Here is a 21,006-nt window from a genome sequence, read left to right on the forward strand (position 1 = left end):
AGATTTCGATGTGAGTGATCCAGTCTCCCTTCGGTTAGATTTTAGCTGAGTGATTGCGTAATCCTAACGGATAACGGAGAAAGGAGGCAGCTCATGCGCGCCGTCGGCATCGTCGTGGAGTACAACCCCATGCACAATGGCCACGCCTACCACGTCGCCCGATCTCGCGACGTCACCGGCGCCGACGTGGTGGTCGCGGTGATGAGCGGCAACTTCCTGCAGCGCGGCGAGCCCGCCTTGGTGAACAAGTGGGCGCGGGCCGAGATGGCCCTTCGCCAGGGGGTCGACGTGGTGCTGGAACTGCCGGCCGTGTACGCCACCCAGAACGCCGAGCTCTTCGCGTGGGGGGCGATGGCTTGTCTGGAGGCCCTGGGCGGCATTGACACCGTCTGCTTCGGAAGCGAAAGCGGGGCGATCGATTGGATGCTCGAGCTGGCCGAGCGCCTGGCCGAGGAGCCGGAGGGCTTCCGCGCCCGCCTCCGCGAAGCCCTGGCCCAGGGGATGAGCTTTCCCAAAGCGTTCGGCCAGGCCGTCAACACCTGGCGGGCGGCACAGGGGCTCCCGCCGCTGCCCGTCGACCAGCCCAACAACATCCTCGGCCTGCACTACTGCCTCGCCCTGCGGCGGATGAACAGCGCCATCCGCCCCGTCACCATCCGCCGCGAGAAGGCGGGCTACCATGACGCGGCGCCAACGGACAAGCGCATCGCCAGCGCCACGGCCATCCGCCGGCTGTGGCTCGAGGCGGGCCGTCTCGACGCGGTGCGGCCCTACGTGCCGGAAACCACCTACGCCATCCTCCGGCGCGAAGAGGAGGCCGCTCGCGCGCCGATGCATTGGGAGCGGTTGTATCCGCTTCTTTTGCATCAGTTTGCGGTCCTGGAAGCGGACGAAATCGCCGCCATTGTCGACGTGGACGAGGGCCTGGAACACCGCCTCCTGCGCGCCGTTCGCACCGCGCCGTCCTTCGAGGCTTTCCTGCGCGCCGCCAAGACGAAGCGGTACACGTGGACGCGGCTGCAGCGGGCCCTTGTCCATCTGCTCCTCCGGCTGACGAAGGACCGCTTCCGCGCGCTCGACGTCCGCGCCGGCGTCCCCTACCTGCGCGTGCTCGGGTTTACCGCCCGCGGCCGGGAATTTTTGCGCCGGCGTAAGAAGCACCTTGCCGTGCCGCTGGTGACGCGCGCCAGCCAGCTCGACCACCCGCTGTTCGCCTTCGACCTGCGCGCGGCGCGGGTGTACGCCTTGGGGTACCCGCCGGAGGTCGCCGCCGCGGAATGGAACCGCGAGTTCCGACAGCCCCCGGTGCAGGTGTAGGGGATCACGCCCCTTCGTCCGGCCCTGCGTCCGTTTTCGGCGGCAGCGCCGCCAAGAAGCGCAACGCGTCGTCGATCGTCCGCACCGGCACGACGCGCAGCTTGCCGCCCAAGCGTGCGGCGGCCTCCCGGGCCACCTCGGCATTGGACCGTTCGCCCGGGGGCGCTTCGGCCGGGGCAAAAAAGATGTCCGCGCCGGCGCTCGCCGCCGCCCACACCTTTTGGTGCACCCCGCCAACAGGACCGACGCGGCCCGACTCGTCGATCGTGCCCGTTCCGGCGATGCGGTAACCCTTCGTCCAATCGCGCCCTTCCAGCTGGTTGAGGATTTCCAAGGCAAACATGAGGCCAGCCGAGGGCCCGCCAATGCCGCCCGCGTTCACCGTCACGCGGCGCGGCAGGGTGACGGACCGCTCGGTGGCCGGCACGATGCCCAGCCCTGCCCGCTGCGCCTCGCCCGGCTGATGCGGCAGGGCCTTCAGGCGGATGGAGACTTCCTGCGCGTTTCCCTCCCGTAGGAAGGCGACGCGGACCGTCTCGCCGACGCGGCGATCCTTGAGCGCCTCAAGCAGTTCCTCGCGCGTGTGCACCGGGCGGCCGCCTACGCGGACGATGACGTCGCCCGGTTCCAGCACGTCCGCCGCCGCGCCGGCGCGCAGCACCTCGAGCACGCGGACCCCGACAGCCCGCACCGTAACCGGCAGGCCGGCTTTGCGAAAGGCGACGATCTCGGCGTTTTCCTGCGACCGGCGCATCTCCTGCAGCTGGCGCTGGGTATACTCTTCCGGCGACTCGTGGGGGGCGAGGATCTGCTGTTTCGGGAGGGCGTCGTAAAACGGATGGAGGGCGGCAATGGCATACAGTGCCACGTTTCCCGGCATCATCGACACGGTGGTGAAGAGAAACGCGCCGTTGTCCGTCGCGCGGGCGCCCTCGACGCGCACCACGTTGTGCACGGGCTCGGCAAGGCCCGGCTTGGTGACGTAGTACGGCACGGGCACGAGCAGAAACGCCGCGACGGCCACCGCGATGCCCAGCCGCTTGAGCAGCGCCCGCACGTTCCCGCGGCTCATCGGGTGCCCTCCCATCGGCGCAGCTTCTCTTCGATCTCGTCGATCATCGCCCGCGCCGCCTTTTCGCCCTCGGCGATGATTTCGGCGATGTTGGTGAAGGCCGTGGAGCTGAACCGCCCCACGTCGGGGCGAATGACCACGTCCGCGTGCAGCACGCGGCTCTGGTTCACTTCCTTTTCCAGGATGTCGATCGTCTGCGCGATGACGTCAAAAATGGACTGGATGCGCGTCGAAAGCTGAAACGGCGTCACGTCAACGGCGATGATGAAATCGGCGCCCATGTCGCGCACGACATCGACGGGCAGGCGGTCGGTCACGGCGCCGTCCACATAGAGGCGCCCGTCAATGCGCTCGGGGACGAAGATGCCGGGGATCGACATGCTGGCGCGCACCGCCTGGTCGATGGGCCCCGTGCGAAACACCACCCGCTCGCCGCGCTCCAAGTCCGTGGCCACCACCGCCACCGGGAGGGACAAGTCCTCGAGGTTCTTGCCGTGGGTGAGGAGGCGAACGAGCTGCTTCACCTTTTCGCCGGCCACAAACCCCAACTTGGGCACGGTCATGTCCAGCCAATGCTTGCGGCGCAGCTGAATGGCGAGGCGCTCCAGCAAGGACAAGTTTAGGTCGTTGGCATACAGCACCCCCACCAGGCTGCCCATGCTGGAGCCGGCGATGCAGTGCGGCCGAATGCCCCGTTCCTCGAGAACCTTGAGGACGCCGATGTGCGCCATGCCCCGCGCGCCCCCGGCCCCCAGGGCCAAACCGATTTTCGCGTTCCCCACCGTCTTCACCTCGCGTGTCGCTCTCCTTGCAAAGGGTCTATTCGCGGACAGCCCCGCGTATGATGTGCGTGTAACAGCACGCGGACCTTCGTCGTGCGGGGAAGGAAGGTCGAGTATGCCCAAACGCTCACCGCTGCGAACCGGCCTGTTTGGTGGCTTGGTGCTCGTCGTCGCCGCTTGCCTGGTTGTCGCGCCCAAGCCCGCTCTCGAAGCGTCCCTGCGGGGGCTGACCATCTGGTGGGACATTGTCTTTCCCGCTTTGCTGCCGTTCTTGATCGTGTCGGAAGTGCTCGTCGCGTTCGGATTGGCCCACTTTTGCGGCGTGCTCCTCGAGCCGTTTATGCGACCGCTCTTCAACGTGCCGGGAACCGGCGCCCTCGTGCTGACGATGGGCTTTTCCTCCGGCTATCCCGTGTGCGCCAAAATGGCCACGCGCCTTGCCGAGGAGGGACTGCTCACCCGCTCGGAAGCGGAACGGCTGATCGCCTTCGCCACCACGGCCGACCCGTTGTTCATCGGCGGTGCCGTGGCCGTCGGCTTTCTCCACCACCCCGCCGCCGCCGGATTTCTCGCCGCCGTGCACTACGGAACCGCCCTCCTGATCGGCGTGGCGATGCGCTTTTACGATCGCCACGGCGCGCGGACGGTCTACCGCCCGCCCCAAGGAGGCTGGCTCCTCCTGCGCGCCCTCCGCGCCATGCACCAGGCGCGGGAGGCCGACCGGCGGCCCCTGGGGCAAGTGCTGGGCGACGCCGTCTGGTCGTCGCTGCAAACCCTGCTGATGATTGGCGGGTTTATCATCCTGTTTTCCGTGCTGCTCGACCTGCTCACCCGGTCCGGGGGCGCCGCGCTGCTGAGGGCGGCGCTCGCCCTCGTCTTGTCGCCCCTCGGGGTTCCGGCCGACCTCCTGCCGGCCTTTGTCGCCGGCACCTTCGAGGTAACCATGGGCACGCGCATCGCCTCCGAGGCCATGGCCACCGTGTCCACCCCGGCGGTCCTCGCGTCGGTCAGCGCCCTTCTGGCGTGGGGCGGCCTATCCATTCACGCCCAGGTGGCGAGCATCGTCAGCGCGATGGGTCTGCGCCTCAAGCCCTACCTGATCGCCCGCGTCGTGCACGCTGTCCTGTCCTGGCTGGTGGCGTGGTGGGTGAGTGCGCGCTGGCTGCCGCACGCCCTGCCGGTGTGGACCCCCATCGTGCCATGGGCGCCGCAAACGGGGCATCTGGCCGGTGGCTGGCTGCAATGGGGGAAAGCAACCCTTCTCTTCGCCTTGGCCCTCGCGCTGCTCGGCCTAGCGGCGTTCGTCGGCTCGCGGCCCTTTCGCCGCCTGCGCCGGCGCTGACGCCTCGGCGGCCAGCTCGGCGTACTTGCGGCGCAGGGCCTCCTCCACGATCGGCGGCACCAGGTCGTTCACCGGCCCGCCGAAGCGGGCCACCTCCTTCACGATGCTGGAGCTGAGGAACGAGTATTGGTTGTTCGTCATCATAAAAAAGGTTTCCACTTCGTCGTTCAATTTACGATTGATGGACGCCATCTGCATCTCGTACTCGAAATCGGAGACCGCCCGCAGCCCCTTGATGATCACCCGCGCCCCCTTCTGGCGCATGTAGTCCACGAGCAGTCCGTGGAAAAAGTCCACCTCAACGTTGGGAATGTCCTGCGTGACCGCCTTCAAGAGCTCCACCCGCTCTTCCACTGTAAACAGCGGCGTCTTGTTCCGATTGCGCAGCACGGCGACAATCACCTTGTCGAACACCTTGGCGCCCCGCTGAATGATGTCCAAATGGCCATAGGTGACGGGATCGAAACTGCCGGGATACACGGCAACGATCACGTCAACTCCCCCTTTTCCTCGTCTTCCTCACCGGAATTGCCGCAATGGTTTTTCTCCTTCTCCTCTTCGTAGCGAAACACGGACAGCGCCGTATCGCCGTAAAGGCTCGTTTTCACTTTCACGAACCGCCCGATGCGCGCCGGCAATTCCACCGATCGGTGGTGTTCGGCCGCCGCCACCGCGCCGTCCTTCACGATGCCGCGCGCGGCGGCCTCGGCCAGATCCTCGGCAATGCGCTGGTTGGCGTACGGCGGGTCAAGAAACAGCACGTCAAAGCGAACCCCGCGCCGCCCCAGTTCGACCAGGGCGCGGCGGGCGTCGGCTCTGTACACGTCCGCCTGCGCGGTGAGCCCCAGCGCCTCGAGGTTGGTGCGGATGACGCGAACGGCCCGCGGGTTTGCGTCGACAAAGACGACACGCTCCAGCCCGCGGCTGAGCCCCTCGATGCCCAGCGCGCCGGTTCCGGCGTACAGGTCGAGCCCCCAACCGCCGGAAAAGTACGGACCGATGATGTTGAAGAGGGCTTCCTTCACCCGGTCCGTCGTCGGCCGGGTGTCCGTCCCGGGAACGGACGCGAGGCGGCGTCCCTTCAAGCGCCCGGCAATGACGCGCATCATTGTCCCCCCTATGGTCGTCCGCTTCCATGGTAGCACAACGGTTTCGACAAAAAAAGAAAGCGCCGTTTCGGCGCGGGGCCCCTGCATGGGAAACCGGTCGTGCAAAAAAATGTGGAGGACGAGGTATAATCGTGGCGATTTCGGTCAAAGATAGGACCAGCAGCACCTCCCCGGGTGTTGCGAAACCGCGGAGAAGCTTACGTTTCCCCACTAAGCTCTTCCTCCGGTTTCTCCTCTCCCAAATGGCCCGCATCCTTTCCCCGGGATGCGGGACTTTTTTATGTCATGGGCACCTGACGGATCAGCTTGCCTTCGAGGCGCGCGAAGATGTCCTCCAGCGACGGGCCGGTTACGGTGATGCCGTGGTTTTTGAGGCCGACCACCGCGCGGGACGGGTCCGGCGCGCGACGGATGCACCTGGCCACTTCCTGCGCCAGTTCCCGCGTGCCGCACGGGTAATTGATCTCCGTCGACGGGATCCCCTCCATCCACGCGTGCACGTGGACGATGGCCCCCACCTCGGGGTTCTCCTGGTAGATCATCCAGTGCTCGATGGCGTCCACCGACACCCGCCGCGGCTCGATGTGCGGCGGCACGCTCAAGACGATGGCGTTGGCGGCTTCGTCGTAGCCCTTGACAAGGAGGATGTCGCGGCCGATCTCGCGCAAATCGGCCTTGTTGACGCCGCTGGCGCTCATCCAGAACGTCGTTTCGTCGCGCCGCGCGCTGAGGTTGCCGTAGCTGAGGCCGCCAATCCCGAACAGCCGCTTGACGTGGCGCAGGTCGCGGGGATCGAGCAGCTCCTCGAGCGGAAAGGGGGCCGGCAGCACGTCCCATGCCGCAAGCCGCCGGCCGGCTTCGCGCAGCGCAGCCGTCCGCTCATCCCCCTCCCACAGCTGGGGCGGCAGGTCCGGCTCAAACCGGTTGTCGATGACGAGCTGCGCCGTGGCAAGCGGCGCCAGGCGGGCCCATACCCGCTCCATGTACACCTCGGGGTCGGGGCACTCGCCGATCGGGTAGCACCCCTGCTCCAGTGTGATGAAATAGGTCTCCGGTCGGTTCTCCTCCGCCGTGAGCACGATGAGCAGATTGGAAAGCGAACGCACCAGCAGGGGATAGGCCGCCGTGAGCACATTGGCCGGGCGCCGGGAAAGCTCGACGACGCCCACCACAAAGGTGGCCTGGGCCTTGCGGCGATAGGGGCGCGGCGCGTCGGCGTCGAGAAAATGGACCACCAACTTGACCGCCTCGTCCTCCCCTTCCTTCAGCGGCTCCCATCCGTGTCGAACCAGCACCTGCTGCAGGAGATGGCCGAAGCGGGCCGTGCGGGCGCTGCTTTGGCGACCGAAAACGCGAAAGCGCATGAGGCGCCTCCCTCCTTTTTTCAACCCCATCCTATATGTATGGCGCCGTGGGCCGATCATGCCGGGTGGGGCCACCAATTCCACCGGCCCATCAGCTTCATCAGCGCCGGAACGAGGAGCAGCCGGATCAGCGTCGCGTCGATGGCCACCGCCGCGGCGATGCCGAACCCGATCTGCTTTACCGGCTGGATGCCGGCCAAGGCAAAGGAGCCGGTGATGGCGATGATGATGAGCGCCGCGCTCGTGATGATCCGCCCGCTCTTGGTCAGCCCTTCGACAATGGCCCGCTGGAGATTCCCCGTGTGCCGGTACGCTTCGCGAATGCGCGCCAGCAAAAAGACTTCGTAGTCCATCGACAGGCCAAAGGCGACGCACAAGATGAAGACGGGGATGGAGGCATCCAGAAACGGGTGCGGCTGGGCGCCGAGCCATTCCGCGCCCCATCCTTCCTGAAACACGGCCACCAGCAGGCCGAAGGTGGCCGCCACACTCAGAGCGTTGAGCAGAAGGCCCTTGAGGGCGAGCACCGGCGAAAAGGCCGCCATCAGCAGGACAAAGGTCAGCGTCAGTACCGCGGCGGCCACCGCCGGCGCGCGGGCCCTGATTTTTTGCAGGAAGTCGTGTTCGGCGGCCGTTTTTCCGCCAACCCACACGGCCAGTCCTTCCGGCGGGTCCAACGCCCGCAGGCGGCGCACCAAGTCGCCCGCCGCGTCGCTTTTCGGATCAAGATCGGTCAGGACGCGGACGGCGGTGACGCGATCGCCGACATGCTGGCGCCAGAGCTGCTGCCACGGCTCCGGCAGCCGTTCCGGGTCGCGCCAGATGCGGGCGTAGTCGGCCACGGTCCACGTGGGAACGACGCGCACGACGCTCTCCACCCCCACCACATGGGGCTGCCGCTCGATGGCGCGGAGGAGGCTGTCGAGCTTCTGGAGGGTACGGCGGTCCTGCACCGGCCGGTCCGTTTCCACCAGGATGTCAATCGGGTACAGGCGGGAGACGCCGAACACGCTCTCCATTCGCCCCAAGGCGTACTTCGACTCCGCCGCATCCGGCAGGGCGTCGCTGTCCAGGACACCGACGCGGAACGCACCGGCCCGCTCCACGGCCGGCCACAGGCACGCCATCACGAGGAGAAGGACCAGGATCGGGCGCCGCAGGACCAGGCGGGTCACGAAACCGATGACCCGCTCCCCGCCGCCGAACGGGGGGACGAGCCGCCAGCGATCGACGCGGTCGCCCATCCACACGAGGAGGGCCGGCAGCAGGGTGATGCCCGCCAGCACGGACAACGCCACCACCACGATGCCCCCCGTGGCGATGGAGGAAAACACCATCACGTCAAACCCGTAGGCGCACGCCAGACCGGCCGCCACCAAGAGGCCAGACGTCACCAGCGTACGCCCGGTGGCCGGCAGCGTGCGCCGGACGGCGTTTGGGACGGAGAACCCGCGCCGGCGCTCCTCGCGAAAGCGGCTGGTGACGAGCAGCGCGTAGTCGATCCCGACGGCCAGCCCGAGCATGGTCACCACGTTCAGCGTGAACACGGACAGGTCGACGCGCTGGGCCACCAGCCCCAACAGGGCGAGTGCCGCCGTCACGCTGGCCAGCCCCACGGCGACGGGCAAAAACGCCGCCCCTACGCTGCCAAAGGCCACAAGGAGCACGAGGAGCGCCAGCGGCACGCCGACCAGTTCCGCCCGCGCGAGGTCGGCCTGGCTGAGGGCGGCGATGTCGCGGTCGACGGCGGCCGTCCCCGTCACGTAGCCGGGGACGCCGCTTTCCTTCGCCAGCGCGCGCAGCGCCGGCACGAGATCCTGGGCCCGCTCGTCGTCCACGTCGAGGCGCACCGTGAGCACCGCCACGCCCCGCTCAGCCCCTTCCCGCGGCGGTGGCATGAGCGCCACCTCGCGCACCGCGGGCAGCGCGGCGATTTTCGCCCGCAGGCCCTCCGCCGCGCGCAAAAGCCGGGCTTCCGCGGCCGCGCCGTCTCCCCTGGCCTCCAAGAAGACAAACAGCGCCGAGGCCGGGTGGCCGAGCCGCTCCCGCAGCTGCTCGGCCACGTAGTGCGACGGGCTCGAGGCGTCAACAAAGCCCGTCCCCTTAAGGCGTTCGGGGAGCTGAGCCGCGTAGGGCACGCTCCACACCAAAGCTGCCAGCCATGCCAACACGATAGCTTTTGGCCATCGGCACGTAAGCCGGGCAAGCGCCTGCCAGACGTCCACGCCCCTTGTCACCCCCGTCCCACCGTTCATGGTCCATCTTTATGAGCCTGCCGCCTGGGCCATGCAAGGGGGAACAGGAAAAGCCTCGCGGGGAACGGCAACGCAGCGATGGCCGACAGAAAAAAAGCCGCCGTAAGCCGGCAGCGCCTGCACACCTTCCGCATGAAGCGACGATCGCGTTTACCCCGCTCTGTCCTCGCGCGACGGGGGTTCGACCCCGCACATCATCTCCCGTGTCACCTGAAGAAACGCGCGCAGGGCCGGCGACAGCCACTTGTCCTTGTGCCACGCCAGTTGCGTGACGACCGACAAGTCGAGGCCGCACCACGGCAACGCGACCAGCTGGCCGCCGGACACTTCCTCCGCCACCGCCACGGCGGGAAGCACGGCCACGCCCATCCCCGCCATGGCGCACTGCTTGATCGCCTCGACGCCGCCAAACTCGAGGACGACGCCCGGCCGAGCCCCCGCCGCGGCGAGGGCCCGCTCGAACCGCGCCCGGTACCCGCCCCGCCCCTCGGTGACGAGCAGCGTCTCGCGATGGCCGCACGGGCTTCATCGGCCGGCTTCAGGATGCGCTCGGCATAGCCGAGCAGAAGGCGACCGGATTCCGACAGCACCACGCGCTTCCCCAATCGCTCAAACAGGCGCACGCCCAGCTCCCGTTCAAGGGCCTGGATCTGGGCGGTGACGCTCGATTGGGCGTGGCTGACGCAGCCCATGGCTTCCTCCCATCGAAGGATTCGATCATTTTATATAGAAAGAATCGTCTTGCTCTATTTTATCACCCGTCGTAAGATGAGGGCGCAGACAGGAAAGGAGGGACACTCGTGGCCATGCATTCAAAGGGGGATGCACGTCGAGAAACCCCGCTCGGCCGCGTGCACGGCGTCGCGCTGTATGTCGGTTCCGTCCTGGGTTCGGGCATTTTGCTCCTTCCCGCTCTCGTCGCGGAACGGGCCGGACCCGCCTCGCTTCTGGCATGGGGGCTTATGAGCGTGGCGATCCTGCCCCTGGCCCTAACCATGGCCCTCCTGGCCGCGCGCTACCCGGGTGGTGGCGGCGTGGCCGCTTTCGCCCGGAAAGCGTTCGGCCCCGCGGCAGGTGCGGCGACGGGCTGGCTGTTTCTGTTGGCCACGCCCATCGGCGGTCCCCTTGCCGCGTGGATCGGCGCCGCCTACGCGACGGCGGCGTTCGGCCTTCCCCCGAACGCCGCCGTGGGACTGACCGCGGCCATTCTCCTCGTTGCGTTCATCGCCAACCTGCTGGGCTTCAAAGGGGCCGGCGGGCTGCAGGTAGCCGTCGTCGGCGGCATCGCGGCGATTCTCCTGCTCGCCCTGTTGGCCGCGCTCCCCCACCTCGACCCGCGCCAATTCACGCCCTTCGCCCCGCACGGCTGGATCGGCGTCGGTCAGGCGATGGCGCTCACCTTCTGGTGTTTCGTGGGGTGGGAAGCCGTCACGCACCTGTCCGGCGGGTTCCGCAACCCGCGGCGCGATCTGGTCCCGGCGGTGCTGTGGGCTGCAGCCATCATTGGCGTCCTGTACCTCGGCACGGCGCTCGTCACGGTGGGGACGGGCAGCTACGGACCGGGGAAGACGGAAGCTGGCCTGGTACAGGTGGCACAAGTCGCCCTCGGACCGGCCGCCGGATGGCTGATCGGAATCGTGGCCCTCTTCTGCGCCACGGCCACGGTCAACGCCTACGCCGGCGCCGCCGCCCACCTCGCCCGAGCTCTTGCCGAAAGCAACGCAGCCCCGCGCATTCTGGCGCGCTCGTTTGCTCGTCGCGACGTGCCGATCGGCGGCCTGCTTGCGCTCCTGGCAGGATGGGCCGTGGTGTTCGTCCTGCTGGTCGCCGACCCCGAGGCAATCCGCCGCCTCATCGCTCTCCCCACGGCCAACTACCTCGCCCTTTATCTCCTCGGCGCCGCGGCAGGAATCCGCCTGGCCGAGCGGCGCGCCGAACGGGGACTGGCCGCCGCGGCGCTGGCTACGTGCGCACTGGTGTTTCCCTTTTTGGGATGGAGCGGGCTCTACCCCGCTTCCATCGTCGCGAGCGTTTTCGCTGCGCGGCGATGGCTCGGCCCATCCGCGCGGCATCGGCACCGCCCGCCTGCCGCCGCGTTTCGCCGCTGAGGTGACGGCGTCCGCGGCCGTTTTCGGGAGGGAGCCGGTTCCGATGCGGTCACGGTCGTCACCGGTGCCGGTCCTTGTAGATCTCCCGCATCACGTGGCGGAGCTCGGGCAAGATGAGACGCGTCATGGCTAGGCGCACCGCGCCCGATGAGCCGGGCATGGAAAAGACGGCGGTCTCCCCGCAGACGCCGGCGATGGCCCGGCTCAACATCGCCGCCGCGCCGATCTCCTCGTAGCTGAGCAGGCGGAAGATCTCGCCAAAGCCAGGCATCTCCTTGTCCAGAAGGTCGCGCACCGCCTCGTAGGTGGTGTCCCGCAGGGCGATGCCCGTTCCCCCGTTCAGGAGGACGGCTTCCACGTCGTCACGCGCCACCGCCTCGCGTACCACGCGCGTGATCCGGTCATACTCGTCCTGGACGATGCGGTAGTCGACGACCACGTAGCCGTGTTCCCGGAGCAGCTCCATCATCAGCCGGCCGCTCTTGTCCGTCTCCGGCGTACGCGTGTCGGATACGGTGACGACCATGCAGCGCACGGTTTCGGGCGCTTCGCGGCGATGCGCGTCGACGGACATCGGCTCTCTGGCCATCGTTTCGTCCCCCTTTCCCTTCGCTGCGGATTAGTATGTCATGCATGCGGCGATGAGCAGGCCGATCGACAGGGAGATGAAAAAGAGAAACAGGGCCACGGCCTTGTTGTCGTTCTCCAGGCTTTCCTGGATGCGAAACCGCGGGGTCACCCACTCGGCGGCAAAGAAAAAGAGAATCTGCGCCGAAATGCCGATGGCGCCCCAGATGAGCATGTCGAGGAGGCCGACGGAGTTGGCGATGGCACCGGCCAACACGAGGGACAGGCCGATCAGCTTGCCGCCGAAGACGATGGCCACGGAAACGTTCCCCTTGGCGATGAGCTCCATTTCCCGGTACCGCGTCACGTACACAAAGAGCAGCGCGCCGACCAAAAGGAGCAGAAAGCCAAACGAGACGAACTGGAGAAAGTTGAACACATAGTACGTCATCGTTCATCCCCGCCTTTTGACAAAATCCCGATCGGCAAGAAATAGGACAGGTCGTCGGTAATCGGCGGCCCGGCGCGAAGGCCGACGGCCGAGGCCTCGCCGTACAGGAGAAAGCAGCAGACCAAAAGCGATACCTCCTCGGGGCCGCTTGCGGTGGGCACAACCGCCCGCGGTAGCGGAACGTACTGCTGGTAGACCGGCACCGAGGCCCGGTACGATTGCTTCGGGCTGGCGTCGATCGGCACGCCGCGCTCGTCAAAAATGACCACTGTGTCCCCCTCTCGCCCAAAGGCCGGCTTTCGCACGTACCACACGCCGCGCGCCCGCAGAACGTCGGGCTCCAGATACGTGGGCAAAACGTGCTGCGCGATCCATTCGTGCTCCTCGTCCGTAAAATAGGGGCTTTTCGCCTCGTGCAGCCCCCACACCACCACCTGCACCGCCTTCGACTGGAGCAAAAAGGCCGACGGCGGATTGAGGAGCGCCACCTTCTTTCGCCGCACGTGCTCCAGGAGCAGCGCGCCGATGGGCGCGCCCGTGTCGGGATCGACATCCGCAGCCAAATGCTCCAGCGGATACGTCTGGCGATACAGCACGTCGATCTTGCGCCCGGCGTGGTCGTAGAGCCCGCTTCCGTCGATGGCCAGCTCGTCGAGGGGGGTAAACGAGGCGTTCACGAGGCCGGAAACCTCTTTCAGGTACAGGGTGGTGTGGTAGTCTTCCGGATGGTCGGCGTGGGCGGTGAACACGACATGGGCCTCGTCCCGATCGACGCCCAGATCGGCGCAGCTTTCGGCAACGGCGGCGCGCACGGCCCGCCGCAGGTGTTCTTCAAGACCCTTGTTGGGATCCTCCAGCCCGAAGGCGCGCGCCACGCGGCCGTTGACAAAGAAGAGCTCCTTGATGAACGTCGGCGTGTCGGCGTTGAGTTCCAGGAGTTTGATCCCGCTGTCGGTGACGGCCAAATCCAGACGACAAATGACCGCATCGGCCGACAGCGGCTTGCGCCGAACGACGCGGAAGGTTTGCGGCGGCAAACCGAGCTGCGCAAGAACCTCATCGGGCGCGCGACGGAGGAGGGCTGCCGTCTTGGCAAAAATGCGGGCGATGCGCACCGCCGCCTCGCGCACCGCCGTCACCCACGCCTCGGTCACGGGGTAGGCCGCGGCAAGGGCGTACTCCTTTCCATACAAGCAGTCCCAAAATCCCTCGCGCAAGGGGCCGTAAATCCGCTCGCGCAATTCCGGGTACGCCATCGTCAACCTCCCAGCGAATACGGCGAACTGTACCCGAACCCTTTTTTCTTCTTGTCGACGTCGATGTCCAGCACGCCGTCGCCATCCCCTTCCGCCCCTTCCTCATCCTCCGCCGGCTCCTCTTGCGTGGCCAGGATGGTACATCCGCCGACGGCCAGGAAGAGGAGCAGGCCGATCAGCGCGGCCGTTTTCTTCGCCTCTTTTTCCATCAAACCCCTCCTTCCCCCGTTCGGCAATCCCCACCAATGCGCTTGATCCGCACCGGATCGGGCGGTGCGCGAAACCCGGCGCGCCGGGCGCGCCAAACCCCCGCGTCGGGACCAAAGACGCGACGATCCAATGACTGGCCCCTCGGACAGTCGTTGTATACTGGCAGCAGGAGGTGACGGGCCGTGGTGCGCGTGGAATACCGCTGCGCCAAAACCGACACCTTGCTGTTCGCCTGCGACGGCCTTGACGAACCCCTCGCCGCCGTGCGCCTGTGCTGCCACTATTTCGTCAAGCACGGCCGCGTGTACGAAGTGAAGTGGCGCGAACAAGACGGCACGGCCTACGTCTTGTACGTCGAAGAACGGCCGGACGAGAAAGCCGGCGTCTATCCCCCGCCCCTTTCCCTTTCCGGCGGCTTCGGGCTGGAAGTGCGCGCGTTTGACGAAGCGCGCGATACCTATCCCCTTCTTACCTATGCGGAATTTTCCGCGGCCGAGCCGCTTTTGCTCCAGCTCCTCGCCGACGTGGTGGAAATCGGCGGCGTATACTGGGAAAAATCGTCGATCGAATTAGACGAAGACCGGCAAACCCTGGTCCTTTACGTCAAAAAAATCGCCGAATCACCTTTTCGCCCTTGAGAGTCCATTTTCCTTTCGATTTTTCCTATTGATCGCCGAAACGGTGAAGAACGACAAAAAGAGGGGTTCCCTGACGAGCATCCGTTCGCCACGGGAACCCCGATCGTGCCGCGAGGGGCGCGGGCGGGTTTATTCGCATCCGTCCCGCCCGCATGCAAGTCCGGACGCATCCCCGCCCTTCGCTTGCGCTTCCGCTTCGGCGATGGCCCTCTCCAGCGTCTCCTTGCTCTGCAGGCCGACGAAGACGCGCGGGCCAATGACGAAGGTGGGCACGGCGGTGATGCCCATCTCCTCGACGGCATGGCGCAAAGCCGCTTGGTGAACTTCCCGGTAGGTACGCGCCTCGAGGGCGGCGCGAAACGCATCCGCGTCCAATCCCACATCGCGCGCCAGTTCCGTGAGCACGTCGAGATCGCCGATGTCCTTCCCTTCTTGGAAAAAGGCGACAAAGACCCGGTGATGGTAGGCGTTGCCCTTCCCGTGCTCCTTGGCGAAGTGGTACCCCTCAAAGGCCAGGTGCGTATGGGGCTGGGGAGAAATCGGCGGAAGTTCGATCTCGAGGCCCAAGCGCTTTGCCAGCGGCTTGACCGACTGCGCCCACACCCGCTGCATGTATTCCGATTCCGGGCGCAGCGTCGGTGTCGGGTAGGGACGCAATTCAAACGGCATCCACTCGACCTGCACATCTTTCCCTTTCACGGCTTCGTTCAGCGGAACCTCCGCCAAAAAGCAATACGGTCAGACGAAATCGGAATAGACGCGCACGACGACCGACATGCTTTCGCCTCGCTTTCGTTGCCATTTAGGTAAGGTAAGAGTTAAATTTTTCTATTTTCGTTTTGCGTCAATCCTTTTGCATAATGAAGATGAGAAGGGCAGAGTTTCCGCTCTGCCCTTCCCCCTATCCTCTTCCGGTTTGTTCTCCTGTGATTGGGCTGGTTCCCCTTCGCCAGCCCCTTTTTTCTTTCTTGCGCTTTGATCATAACATTCTTTGTTCACGTTCATCAAGGTTCTTGCGCGGCAGTGAGAAAGTTTCCCCCTTCCATTCTCATTTCGTGTTGTCCGTCGACACCGCCACCGGAACCATCGTGCGGCCCGTGCCATAGTCCACCACAAGGAACGCCGCGTACTGCGTGCGCTTGCCCTTGGGCACCTTCACCGTCGCCACGGCCTGCCAGGTGCCGTCCGGCGGAATCGCGGCCGGGCCGCGGCTGTTCACCTCGATGGTCGTGTTCGGATCGGCATCGCTCGCGTTGACGACCGCCTTCCGGTATTCGATCTCGGCGTAGCCCGACGGCGTGGCGAAGTTGTCGATCAGCACCGTGTAGGTGCCCGGAGGCAGGCTGGTCACCCGGATCGCCTCGTCGGCGTCCCCGTCGGCGTCGTAGGCGATCACCTCCCCGGCTTCGTTCAGCAGGTAGAGATCGTAGTCATCGCCGTCCGGGTTCGTGCGCGAGCGGATGGACGCCTCGAACACGACGTTGGGGTTGTCCGGCGTCACGGTAAAGGTGTCGAAGAAGGCGTCAAAGTGTTCCGGGTCGCGCTGGTCAAACACCAGCACCTGTTTAACCGACCGGTCGACGGACAGGTCCACGAGGCCCGTGCCCCACACGCGGGCTTCGGTCAATACGCGCCCCGTGCGGTTGACAAAGGTGAAGGTTTCGCTCTTCTTGGCACCCGGGGGAACGGCCAGCGTCCACTGGTCGGGCTCGGCGATGACGCCGTGCAACTGGACATCGAGGACGTAGTGCCCTTCCGCCAGCCGGTACGCCGCACTGGCCTGCCCGTGGCTGGCGTACACGTCCACCTCCCACACCCCTGGCTGAGGATGGGGGATCTCCACGGTGCGCACGAGATCGGCGGACCCCAGCCCCGCATACGGCGCATCGCGATACAACAGGCCGTCCGGGGTGTAGACCATCGGCTTTAGGCGGCCAAGCGGGTTGCCCGTCGCGTCCTGCGCCACCTTCAAGGTGATGACCGCTTTCTCCACGCCGTGCGGCACGCGGAAGAAGTACCGCTTGGATTTGGCCGTCGGCACGCGGGCCTCGTCGACAAAGGCGTAGCGGGTGCCCGCATCAAGGGCCACGGGCACGGCGATGGACACCGGGATGACCAGGTCCACCACCCCGTCGCCGTCATCCAGGCGAATCACCGCGCTGTGGAAGCCCGGGGCCAGCCGCTCCGTGTCCAGGACCACGGGCAGCGCCGCCCTCGGTCGCTTCTTGCCGCGTTCAGCGGGGATCGTCACCGCCTTTGGCACCTTCACCCACGGCGCGTCAACCGACACCCGCAGCGTGACGGCGCGCGGCTCCTCACTGTGCAGCGAGACGGTTACCATGCGCGGCGCCTCGCCGTTGCGAACGTAGATGCCGCGGGCAACGGGCAGCTTCTCGGCATACGGCACCTCGGCGGTAACGCGCTTGGGAGCATGGCCGCGGTGGGCCTTCAGGTACGCCCATGCCGCCGACACGTCGATGAGGCCGCCGCCCTGATCGGCCGGCTGGTACCCGGGTATGGGCCGTGCCGATGCCTGCACCGCCCGCGCAAGGAAAGCCGGATCGATGCGCCCGCCGGCGGGCACCAACCCTTCGGCGCGGGCCGCTTGGGTCAAGAGGGCCAGAATGCCGGCCGTGTGCGGCGACGACATGCTCGTCCCCTGATACACGCGGTACGGCACACCGTCCATCCACGTCGGCACGCTGGAGTAGGCCGAACCGGGCGCCACGAGGGTCGGCTTGAGCCAGCCGTCCTCCCGCGGCCCGACCGAGGAGAAGTACCAGAGCATCTCGCCGGGAATGTCCACGCCGTAGTTGGCGCGCCACGTGTCGGCGGAGATGTACGCCCCCGACGTGACGGCCGACGTGGTGTCTCCCGGCGCGCCGATCGTGTTGATGCCCGGTCCGCTGTTGCCGGCGGAGATGGCGAACACCGTGCCGTAGGTCTGGCTCAACCAGTCGGCCACCAGCGCCTCGAGGTTGGAGCCGTCGTTGATGTCCGGCGACGACCCGAGGCTCATGTTGACCACGTCCGCGCCGTGTTGGGCGGCGTAGATCATCCCCTCCACGATGTGCGACAGCGCCCCGCCAACGTTGGATCCCAGCACCTTGATGGCCATCACCTGGGCGTCCGGCGCCACGCCGGAGAGCCCCGTCTCGGCGCTGTGCCCCGCGGCGATGCCGGCGACATGGGTCCCGTGGGAGTGGCCGTCAAATCCGATATTGACGCCGACGACAGCCCCGTCCGCGTCGGTAAGCACGCGGGTGAAGACGAACTGGACGCGCTGCGCCGGTTTGCCGGGCTTCGACGGGAAAGCGGCCACGGAACGCTTTCCGCCGGCAACCCCTTCCCGATAAGGCACGAGCAGCGTCTCGTCCGTCACGTCGCCGTTCTGGTTCGTGTCCACCGCCACCGTCTCAGGCCGCCCGTCCCCGTCGGCGTCGGCCAGGAGAACGGCATAGCGGTCCTTCTTGTCGCCGTCGAGGTTGAAGTCGAAGCCCGTGTTCGACCCTTCCGCATACCCGAACAGCCGCTCGTTGGGCAGGATGCCTTCATAGAGCTCGCCAACGTAAACGGTGCGGCCGTCCCACGCCTCCGGCACGCGAACCGCCTGTTCGCCGACGATGACCGTTGCCCCCTCCGCCGTCGCCGGCTTCACGGTCACGTTCCCTTCCGTGGTGAAGTCCTGCCAGTCGACGATCTTAATCCGCCCGTCCGCCGTGGCGCGCAGCATTTCATGATCCGGGTCGACGCCCGTGTCGAGGATGGCGATGGTGACGCCCTTGCCGGTGTAGCCCGTCTGCGCGCGGAAGGCCGTCACGTTCGTGTCGTCGAGGGTGGTGGCCAGCTGCGGGCGCGCCTCGCCGCTTAGCCCCGGCGTTTCCGGGTCGGCCAGCTCGCGCGGGTCGAGCGTGTAGATCTTGTCCACCGAAATCTGCAGAATCCCGGGAATGTTCAGAAGTTTTTCGGCCCGATCAGCGCCTACGGTCACGACATACACGCCCGGTTTCATTTTCTGCACCACGCGAACGCCGGCCTTCACCAGTTCGCCGGTCAGCTCGCGCCCGTCGGTGTACAGCACGAGGCGGATGCTGGCCGGACCGGCCCCGAGCGCTTTGTCGCGCTCCGCCCGCTTGGCCTCCTGAATGGCGCGATACAGCTGGACTTTGGTCGCGGTGCGCGATTCCGCCTTCGACGGGACAGCCGCACCGTCCTCCCCGACGGGTGGCGCCGCGAGGGTACCCAACGGCGCCGACACGGCCACGCACGCCGCCACTAGCGCGCAGGCCCAACGGCGTTTCGTCATGCGTAATCCCCCGTTTCCCCGTGGCGTTTGTGTTTGGACCCGGCCCGAACTCGCGTGGCTCCCCCCTTTCCCCAAGCCGGATCATTGTTTCTATTCGATGGAGATTTTGGAATTCCTGCTTTTCGAACAAAGCAGGGCAGCCTGGTTCAATCGAGCTTCACGCCCTCCAGCACCCCTTCCCGTTCCAGGTAAGCGCGCAAGGCGGCATACTCCGGCGCCGTCCAGAAGGCGGGACGGTTGACGAGGTCGGCCGCATCGATCCGCGCAGCATCCAGCAGGTCGGCGTCGCGGGAGAGGTCGGCCACCTTGAAGTCGGGGAGCCCGCTCTGGCGCGTGCCGAAGAGGTCGCCTGGGCCGCGCAGCTCGAGGTCGCGGCGGGCCAGCTCGAAGCCGTCGGTCGTCTCCGTCATGATGCGCATCCGTTCGCGGCCCACTTCCGACTTGGGATCGGCGACGAGGATGCAGTACCCCTGGTGTTCCCCGCGCCCCACGCGGCCGCGCAGCTGGTGCAGCTGGGCCAGTCCGAAGCGCTCGGCGTCGTAGATCACCATCACCGTGGCGTTGGGCACGTTGACGCCCACCTCCACCACCGTCGTCGAGACGAGGACGCGCGCCTCGCCGCGGGCAAACCGGCGCATGACCGCGTCCTTCTCCGCGCCCGGCAGGCGGCCGTGCAACAGGGCCACGGGAAAGCCGCGCGGCTCAAAGCGCGCGCGAAGCCGCTCGTACCAATCGACGGCGTTTTCGAGGTCCAGCTTTTCCGACTCCTCGATGAGCGGGCAGATGAAATAGGCCTGGCGTCCGGCGGCCAGCTCCTTTTCGACGAAGGCGAGGACGCGTTCCATGAGCGCCTCCTTCACCCAATAGGTCTTCACCGGCTTGCGCCCCGCCGGCAGCTCGTCCATCACCGACACGTCCATGTCCCCGAAGACGGCAAGGGCCAGCGTGCGCGGAATGGGCGTCGCCGTCATGAACAGGGCGTCGGGGTTAAGCCCCTTTTGCCGCAGGATGCGCCGCTGCTCGACGCCAAAGCGGTGCTGCTCGTCGGTGATGACGAGGCCGAGGCGGCGAAACTGGACGTCCTCCTGGATCAGGGCGTGCGTCCCGACCACCACGTCGATGAGGCCCATGGCCAGACCGTCCAAAACTTCGCGCCGCTCGCGAGCCGTGGCCCGACCGGTGAGCAGGGCCACCTGCACGCCGTGCGGGGCCAGAAGGCGCTCCAGCGTGTCGCGGTGCTGCTCGGCGAGGATCTCCGTCGGCACCATCAGCGCGCCCTGGTACCCGGCGCGGACGACGGAAAAGAGGGCCACGGCGGCCACCACCGTCTTCCCTGAGCCGACGTCCCCCTGCAGGAGGCGGTTCATCGCGTACGGGGCTTCCAGGTCGTTCAGGATCTCGGCGATGACGCGCTTTTGCGCGCCAGTGAGGGGAAAGGGCAGCTGGCGCACAAAGGCCCGCACCGCCTCGCGCGGGACGGACTTTGCCTCGCCCGGCGCGTTGCGGCGCGTGGTGTAGCGGTAGGCCTGCATCTTCAGCTGGAAAAAAAACAGCTCCTCGTAGGCGAAGCGCTGGCGGGCGCGCTCGCCCTCGGCGGCATTGCGGGGAAAGTGCATGCACCGAAGCGCGTCAGCATAGGGCAGGAGCCTGCGGCGGGCCACCACTTCGGCCGGCAGCGGGTCGACGAGGTGCGGGCCAAAGGCGGCGAGGGCCGCGGCCACGGCCTGGCGCACGAGGGCGACGGGCACGCCCTCGCGCACCGAGTAAACGGGCACGAGCCCCTCGGCGTGGCCCTTGCCCGGCCAACGGTAGGCATCGACGGTGATCTGCGCCCGGTAGCGGTCCCATTTGCCGCTGAGGAGGATCCGCTTGCCCGGGGCCAGCTGCTTGGCCAGATACGGCCGGTTGAAGACCACCGCCGTGGCCAACACCGGTCCGACAAACACGCGAAAGGCGAGGCGCGACTTCTTCTTCCCGTAGGTCCGCAGCACCGGTTCGCCCCACACCTCGCCCTCGACGGTCACCCGCTCGCCGTGGTCGGCCGTGGTCAGGTCGCGCACGCGCCAGTCGTCGTAGCGGTAGGGAAAATAGGAGAGAAGGTCGCCGACGGTGGCGATACCGAGGGTGGCGAGCAGGCGGGCGCGCTCCTCCCCCACGCCGGGGACGGCCGTCACGGGCAGCTCGAGAACGCGGGTGTCGTACCCCATCGTTTGGCCTCCCTCGCCTTGT

18 protein-coding genes and 1 pseudogene are annotated in these 21,006 nt (G+C 66.8%); 4 read left to right on the forward strand and 15 right to left on the reverse strand.

Translation table 11 applies throughout. The annotated features are described in order from the left end of the window. Positions 1 to 93: 93 nt before the first annotated feature. The gene (locus tag IEX61_RS00840) at positions 94 to 1,317 is read left to right on the forward strand and encodes a nucleotidyltransferase (protein ID WP_188816540.1); all 1,224 of its coding nucleotides are present in this window, start codon (positions 94 to 96) and stop codon (positions 1,315 to 1,317) included. Between the two features lie 4 nt (positions 1,318 to 1,321). On the opposite strand, the gene IEX61_RS00845 is transcribed toward IEX61_RS00840, so the two are convergent. Both IEX61_RS00845 and IEX61_RS00850 read right to left on the reverse strand, forming a co-directional pair. Next, positions 1,322 to 2,389, reverse strand: a complete 1,068-nt coding sequence (locus tag IEX61_RS00845) for a SepM family pheromone-processing serine protease (RefSeq protein ID WP_188816541.1) — start codon at positions 2,387 to 2,389, stop codon at positions 1,322 to 1,324. Further along, positions 2,386 to 3,180 carry a patatin-like phospholipase family protein gene (locus IEX61_RS00850; protein ID WP_373277099.1) on the reverse strand — a complete coding sequence of 265 codons (795 nt, stop codon included), beginning with the start codon at positions 3,178 to 3,180 and terminating at the stop codon, positions 2,386 to 2,388. Before IEX61_RS00850 ends, IEX61_RS00845 begins: the two co-directional genes overlap by 4 nt. A 106-nt stretch (positions 3,181 to 3,286) precedes the next feature. Here IEX61_RS00850 and spoVV point away from each other — a divergent pair, with 106 nt between their 5' ends. After that, entirely contained in the window at positions 3,287 to 4,513 is a 1,227-nt protein-coding gene (gene spoVV / locus IEX61_RS00855; protein WP_229725564.1) for a dipicolinic acid transporter SpoVV, read from the forward strand. On the opposite strand, the gene coaD is transcribed toward spoVV, so the two are convergent. The 6 genes and pseudogenes from coaD to IEX61_RS12750 form a co-directional block, all read right to left on the reverse strand. Then, positions 4,463 to 5,005, reverse strand: a complete 543-nt coding sequence (gene coaD, locus IEX61_RS00860) for a pantetheine-phosphate adenylyltransferase (RefSeq protein WP_188816543.1) — start codon at positions 5,003 to 5,005, stop codon at positions 4,463 to 4,465. The genes spoVV and coaD overlap by 51 nt on opposite strands. Then, complete coding sequence (gene rsmD, locus IEX61_RS00865; protein WP_188816544.1) at positions 5,002 to 5,619, reverse strand: 16S rRNA (guanine(966)-N(2))-methyltransferase RsmD; 618 nt, start codon at positions 5,617 to 5,619, stop codon at positions 5,002 to 5,004. Before rsmD ends, coaD begins: the two co-directional genes overlap by 4 nt. A gap of 281 nt (positions 5,620 to 5,900) precedes the next feature. Beyond that, positions 5,901 to 6,986, reverse strand: a complete 1,086-nt coding sequence (locus IEX61_RS00870) for a class II aldolase/adducin family protein (RefSeq protein ID WP_188816545.1) — start codon at positions 6,984 to 6,986, stop codon at positions 5,901 to 5,903. A 56-nt stretch (positions 6,987 to 7,042) separates the two neighbouring features. Next, positions 7,043 to 9,211, reverse strand: coding sequence for an MMPL family transporter (locus tag IEX61_RS00875; protein ID WP_188816546.1), 2,169 nt, complete (start codon positions 9,209 to 9,211; stop codon positions 7,043 to 7,045). A gap of 180 nt (positions 9,212 to 9,391) precedes the next feature. Continuing rightward, positions 9,392 to 9,742 carry a substrate-binding domain-containing protein gene (locus IEX61_RS12310; protein ID WP_229725573.1) on the reverse strand — a complete coding sequence of 117 codons (351 nt, stop codon included), beginning with the start codon at positions 9,740 to 9,742 and terminating at the stop codon, positions 9,392 to 9,394. A gap of 80 nt (positions 9,743 to 9,822) precedes the next feature. Continuing rightward, positions 9,823 to 9,933 (reverse strand): annotated as a pseudogene (locus tag IEX61_RS12750) (LysR family transcriptional regulator); the annotation flags it as partial. A 114-nt stretch (positions 9,934 to 10,047) separates the two neighbouring features. Between IEX61_RS12750 and IEX61_RS00885 the strand changes: the two are divergent. Continuing rightward, positions 10,048 to 11,349, forward strand: a complete 1,302-nt coding sequence (locus tag IEX61_RS00885; protein WP_229725575.1) for an amino acid permease — start codon at positions 10,048 to 10,050, stop codon at positions 11,347 to 11,349. Between the two features lie 58 nt (positions 11,350 to 11,407). On the opposite strand, the gene IEX61_RS00890 is transcribed toward IEX61_RS00885, so the two are convergent. Genes IEX61_RS00890 through IEX61_RS00905 form a run of 4 tightly spaced genes read right to left on the reverse strand, consistent with a single transcriptional unit; the run spans position 11,408 to position 13,832 of the window. Then, complete coding sequence (locus IEX61_RS00890; protein ID WP_054671602.1) at positions 11,408 to 11,923, reverse strand: MogA/MoaB family molybdenum cofactor biosynthesis protein; 516 nt, start codon at positions 11,921 to 11,923, stop codon at positions 11,408 to 11,410. Between the two features lie 45 nt (positions 11,924 to 11,968). Continuing rightward, the gene (locus IEX61_RS00895) at positions 11,969 to 12,367 is read right to left on the reverse strand and encodes a DUF350 domain-containing protein (RefSeq protein WP_229725566.1); all 399 of its coding nucleotides are present in this window, start codon (positions 12,365 to 12,367) and stop codon (positions 11,969 to 11,971) included. Next, a complete protein-coding gene (locus IEX61_RS00900) occupies positions 12,364 to 13,623 on the reverse strand; it encodes a glutathionylspermidine synthase family protein (RefSeq protein WP_188816549.1) in 1,260 nt (419 codons plus the stop codon). The genes IEX61_RS00895 and IEX61_RS00900 overlap by 4 nt, the downstream gene beginning before the upstream one ends. A 2-nt stretch (positions 13,624 to 13,625) precedes the next feature. Continuing rightward, entirely contained in the window at positions 13,626 to 13,832 is a 207-nt protein-coding gene (locus tag IEX61_RS00905; protein ID WP_054671594.1) for a hypothetical protein, read from the reverse strand. A gap of 183 nt (positions 13,833 to 14,015) precedes the next feature. Here IEX61_RS00905 and IEX61_RS00910 point away from each other — a divergent pair, with 183 nt between their 5' ends. Then, positions 14,016 to 14,471, forward strand: a complete 456-nt coding sequence (locus IEX61_RS00910; protein WP_054671592.1) for a hypothetical protein — start codon at positions 14,016 to 14,018, stop codon at positions 14,469 to 14,471. Between the two features lie 129 nt (positions 14,472 to 14,600). On the opposite strand, the gene IEX61_RS00915 is transcribed toward IEX61_RS00910, so the two are convergent. The 3 genes from IEX61_RS00915 to recG form a co-directional block, all read right to left on the reverse strand. Further along, entirely contained in the window at positions 14,601 to 15,197 is a 597-nt protein-coding gene (locus tag IEX61_RS00915; RefSeq protein ID WP_306302981.1) for a DsbA family oxidoreductase, read from the reverse strand. Between the two features lie 322 nt (positions 15,198 to 15,519). Next, entirely contained in the window at positions 15,520 to 18,777 is a 3,258-nt protein-coding gene (locus IEX61_RS00920; RefSeq protein ID WP_188816550.1) for a S8 family serine peptidase, read from the reverse strand. Between the two features lie 146 nt (positions 18,778 to 18,923). After that, the gene (recG, locus tag IEX61_RS00925; protein ID WP_188816551.1) at positions 18,924 to 20,984 is read right to left on the reverse strand and encodes an ATP-dependent DNA helicase RecG; all 2,061 of its coding nucleotides are present in this window, start codon (positions 20,982 to 20,984) and stop codon (positions 18,924 to 18,926) included. Positions 20,985 to 21,006: the final 22 nt, after the last annotated feature.

The sequence above is a fragment of the Calditerricola satsumensis genome, from assembly GCF_014646935.1.
GTDB classification, from domain to species: Bacteria; Bacillota; Bacilli; order Calditerricolales; family Calditerricolaceae; genus Calditerricola; species Calditerricola satsumensis.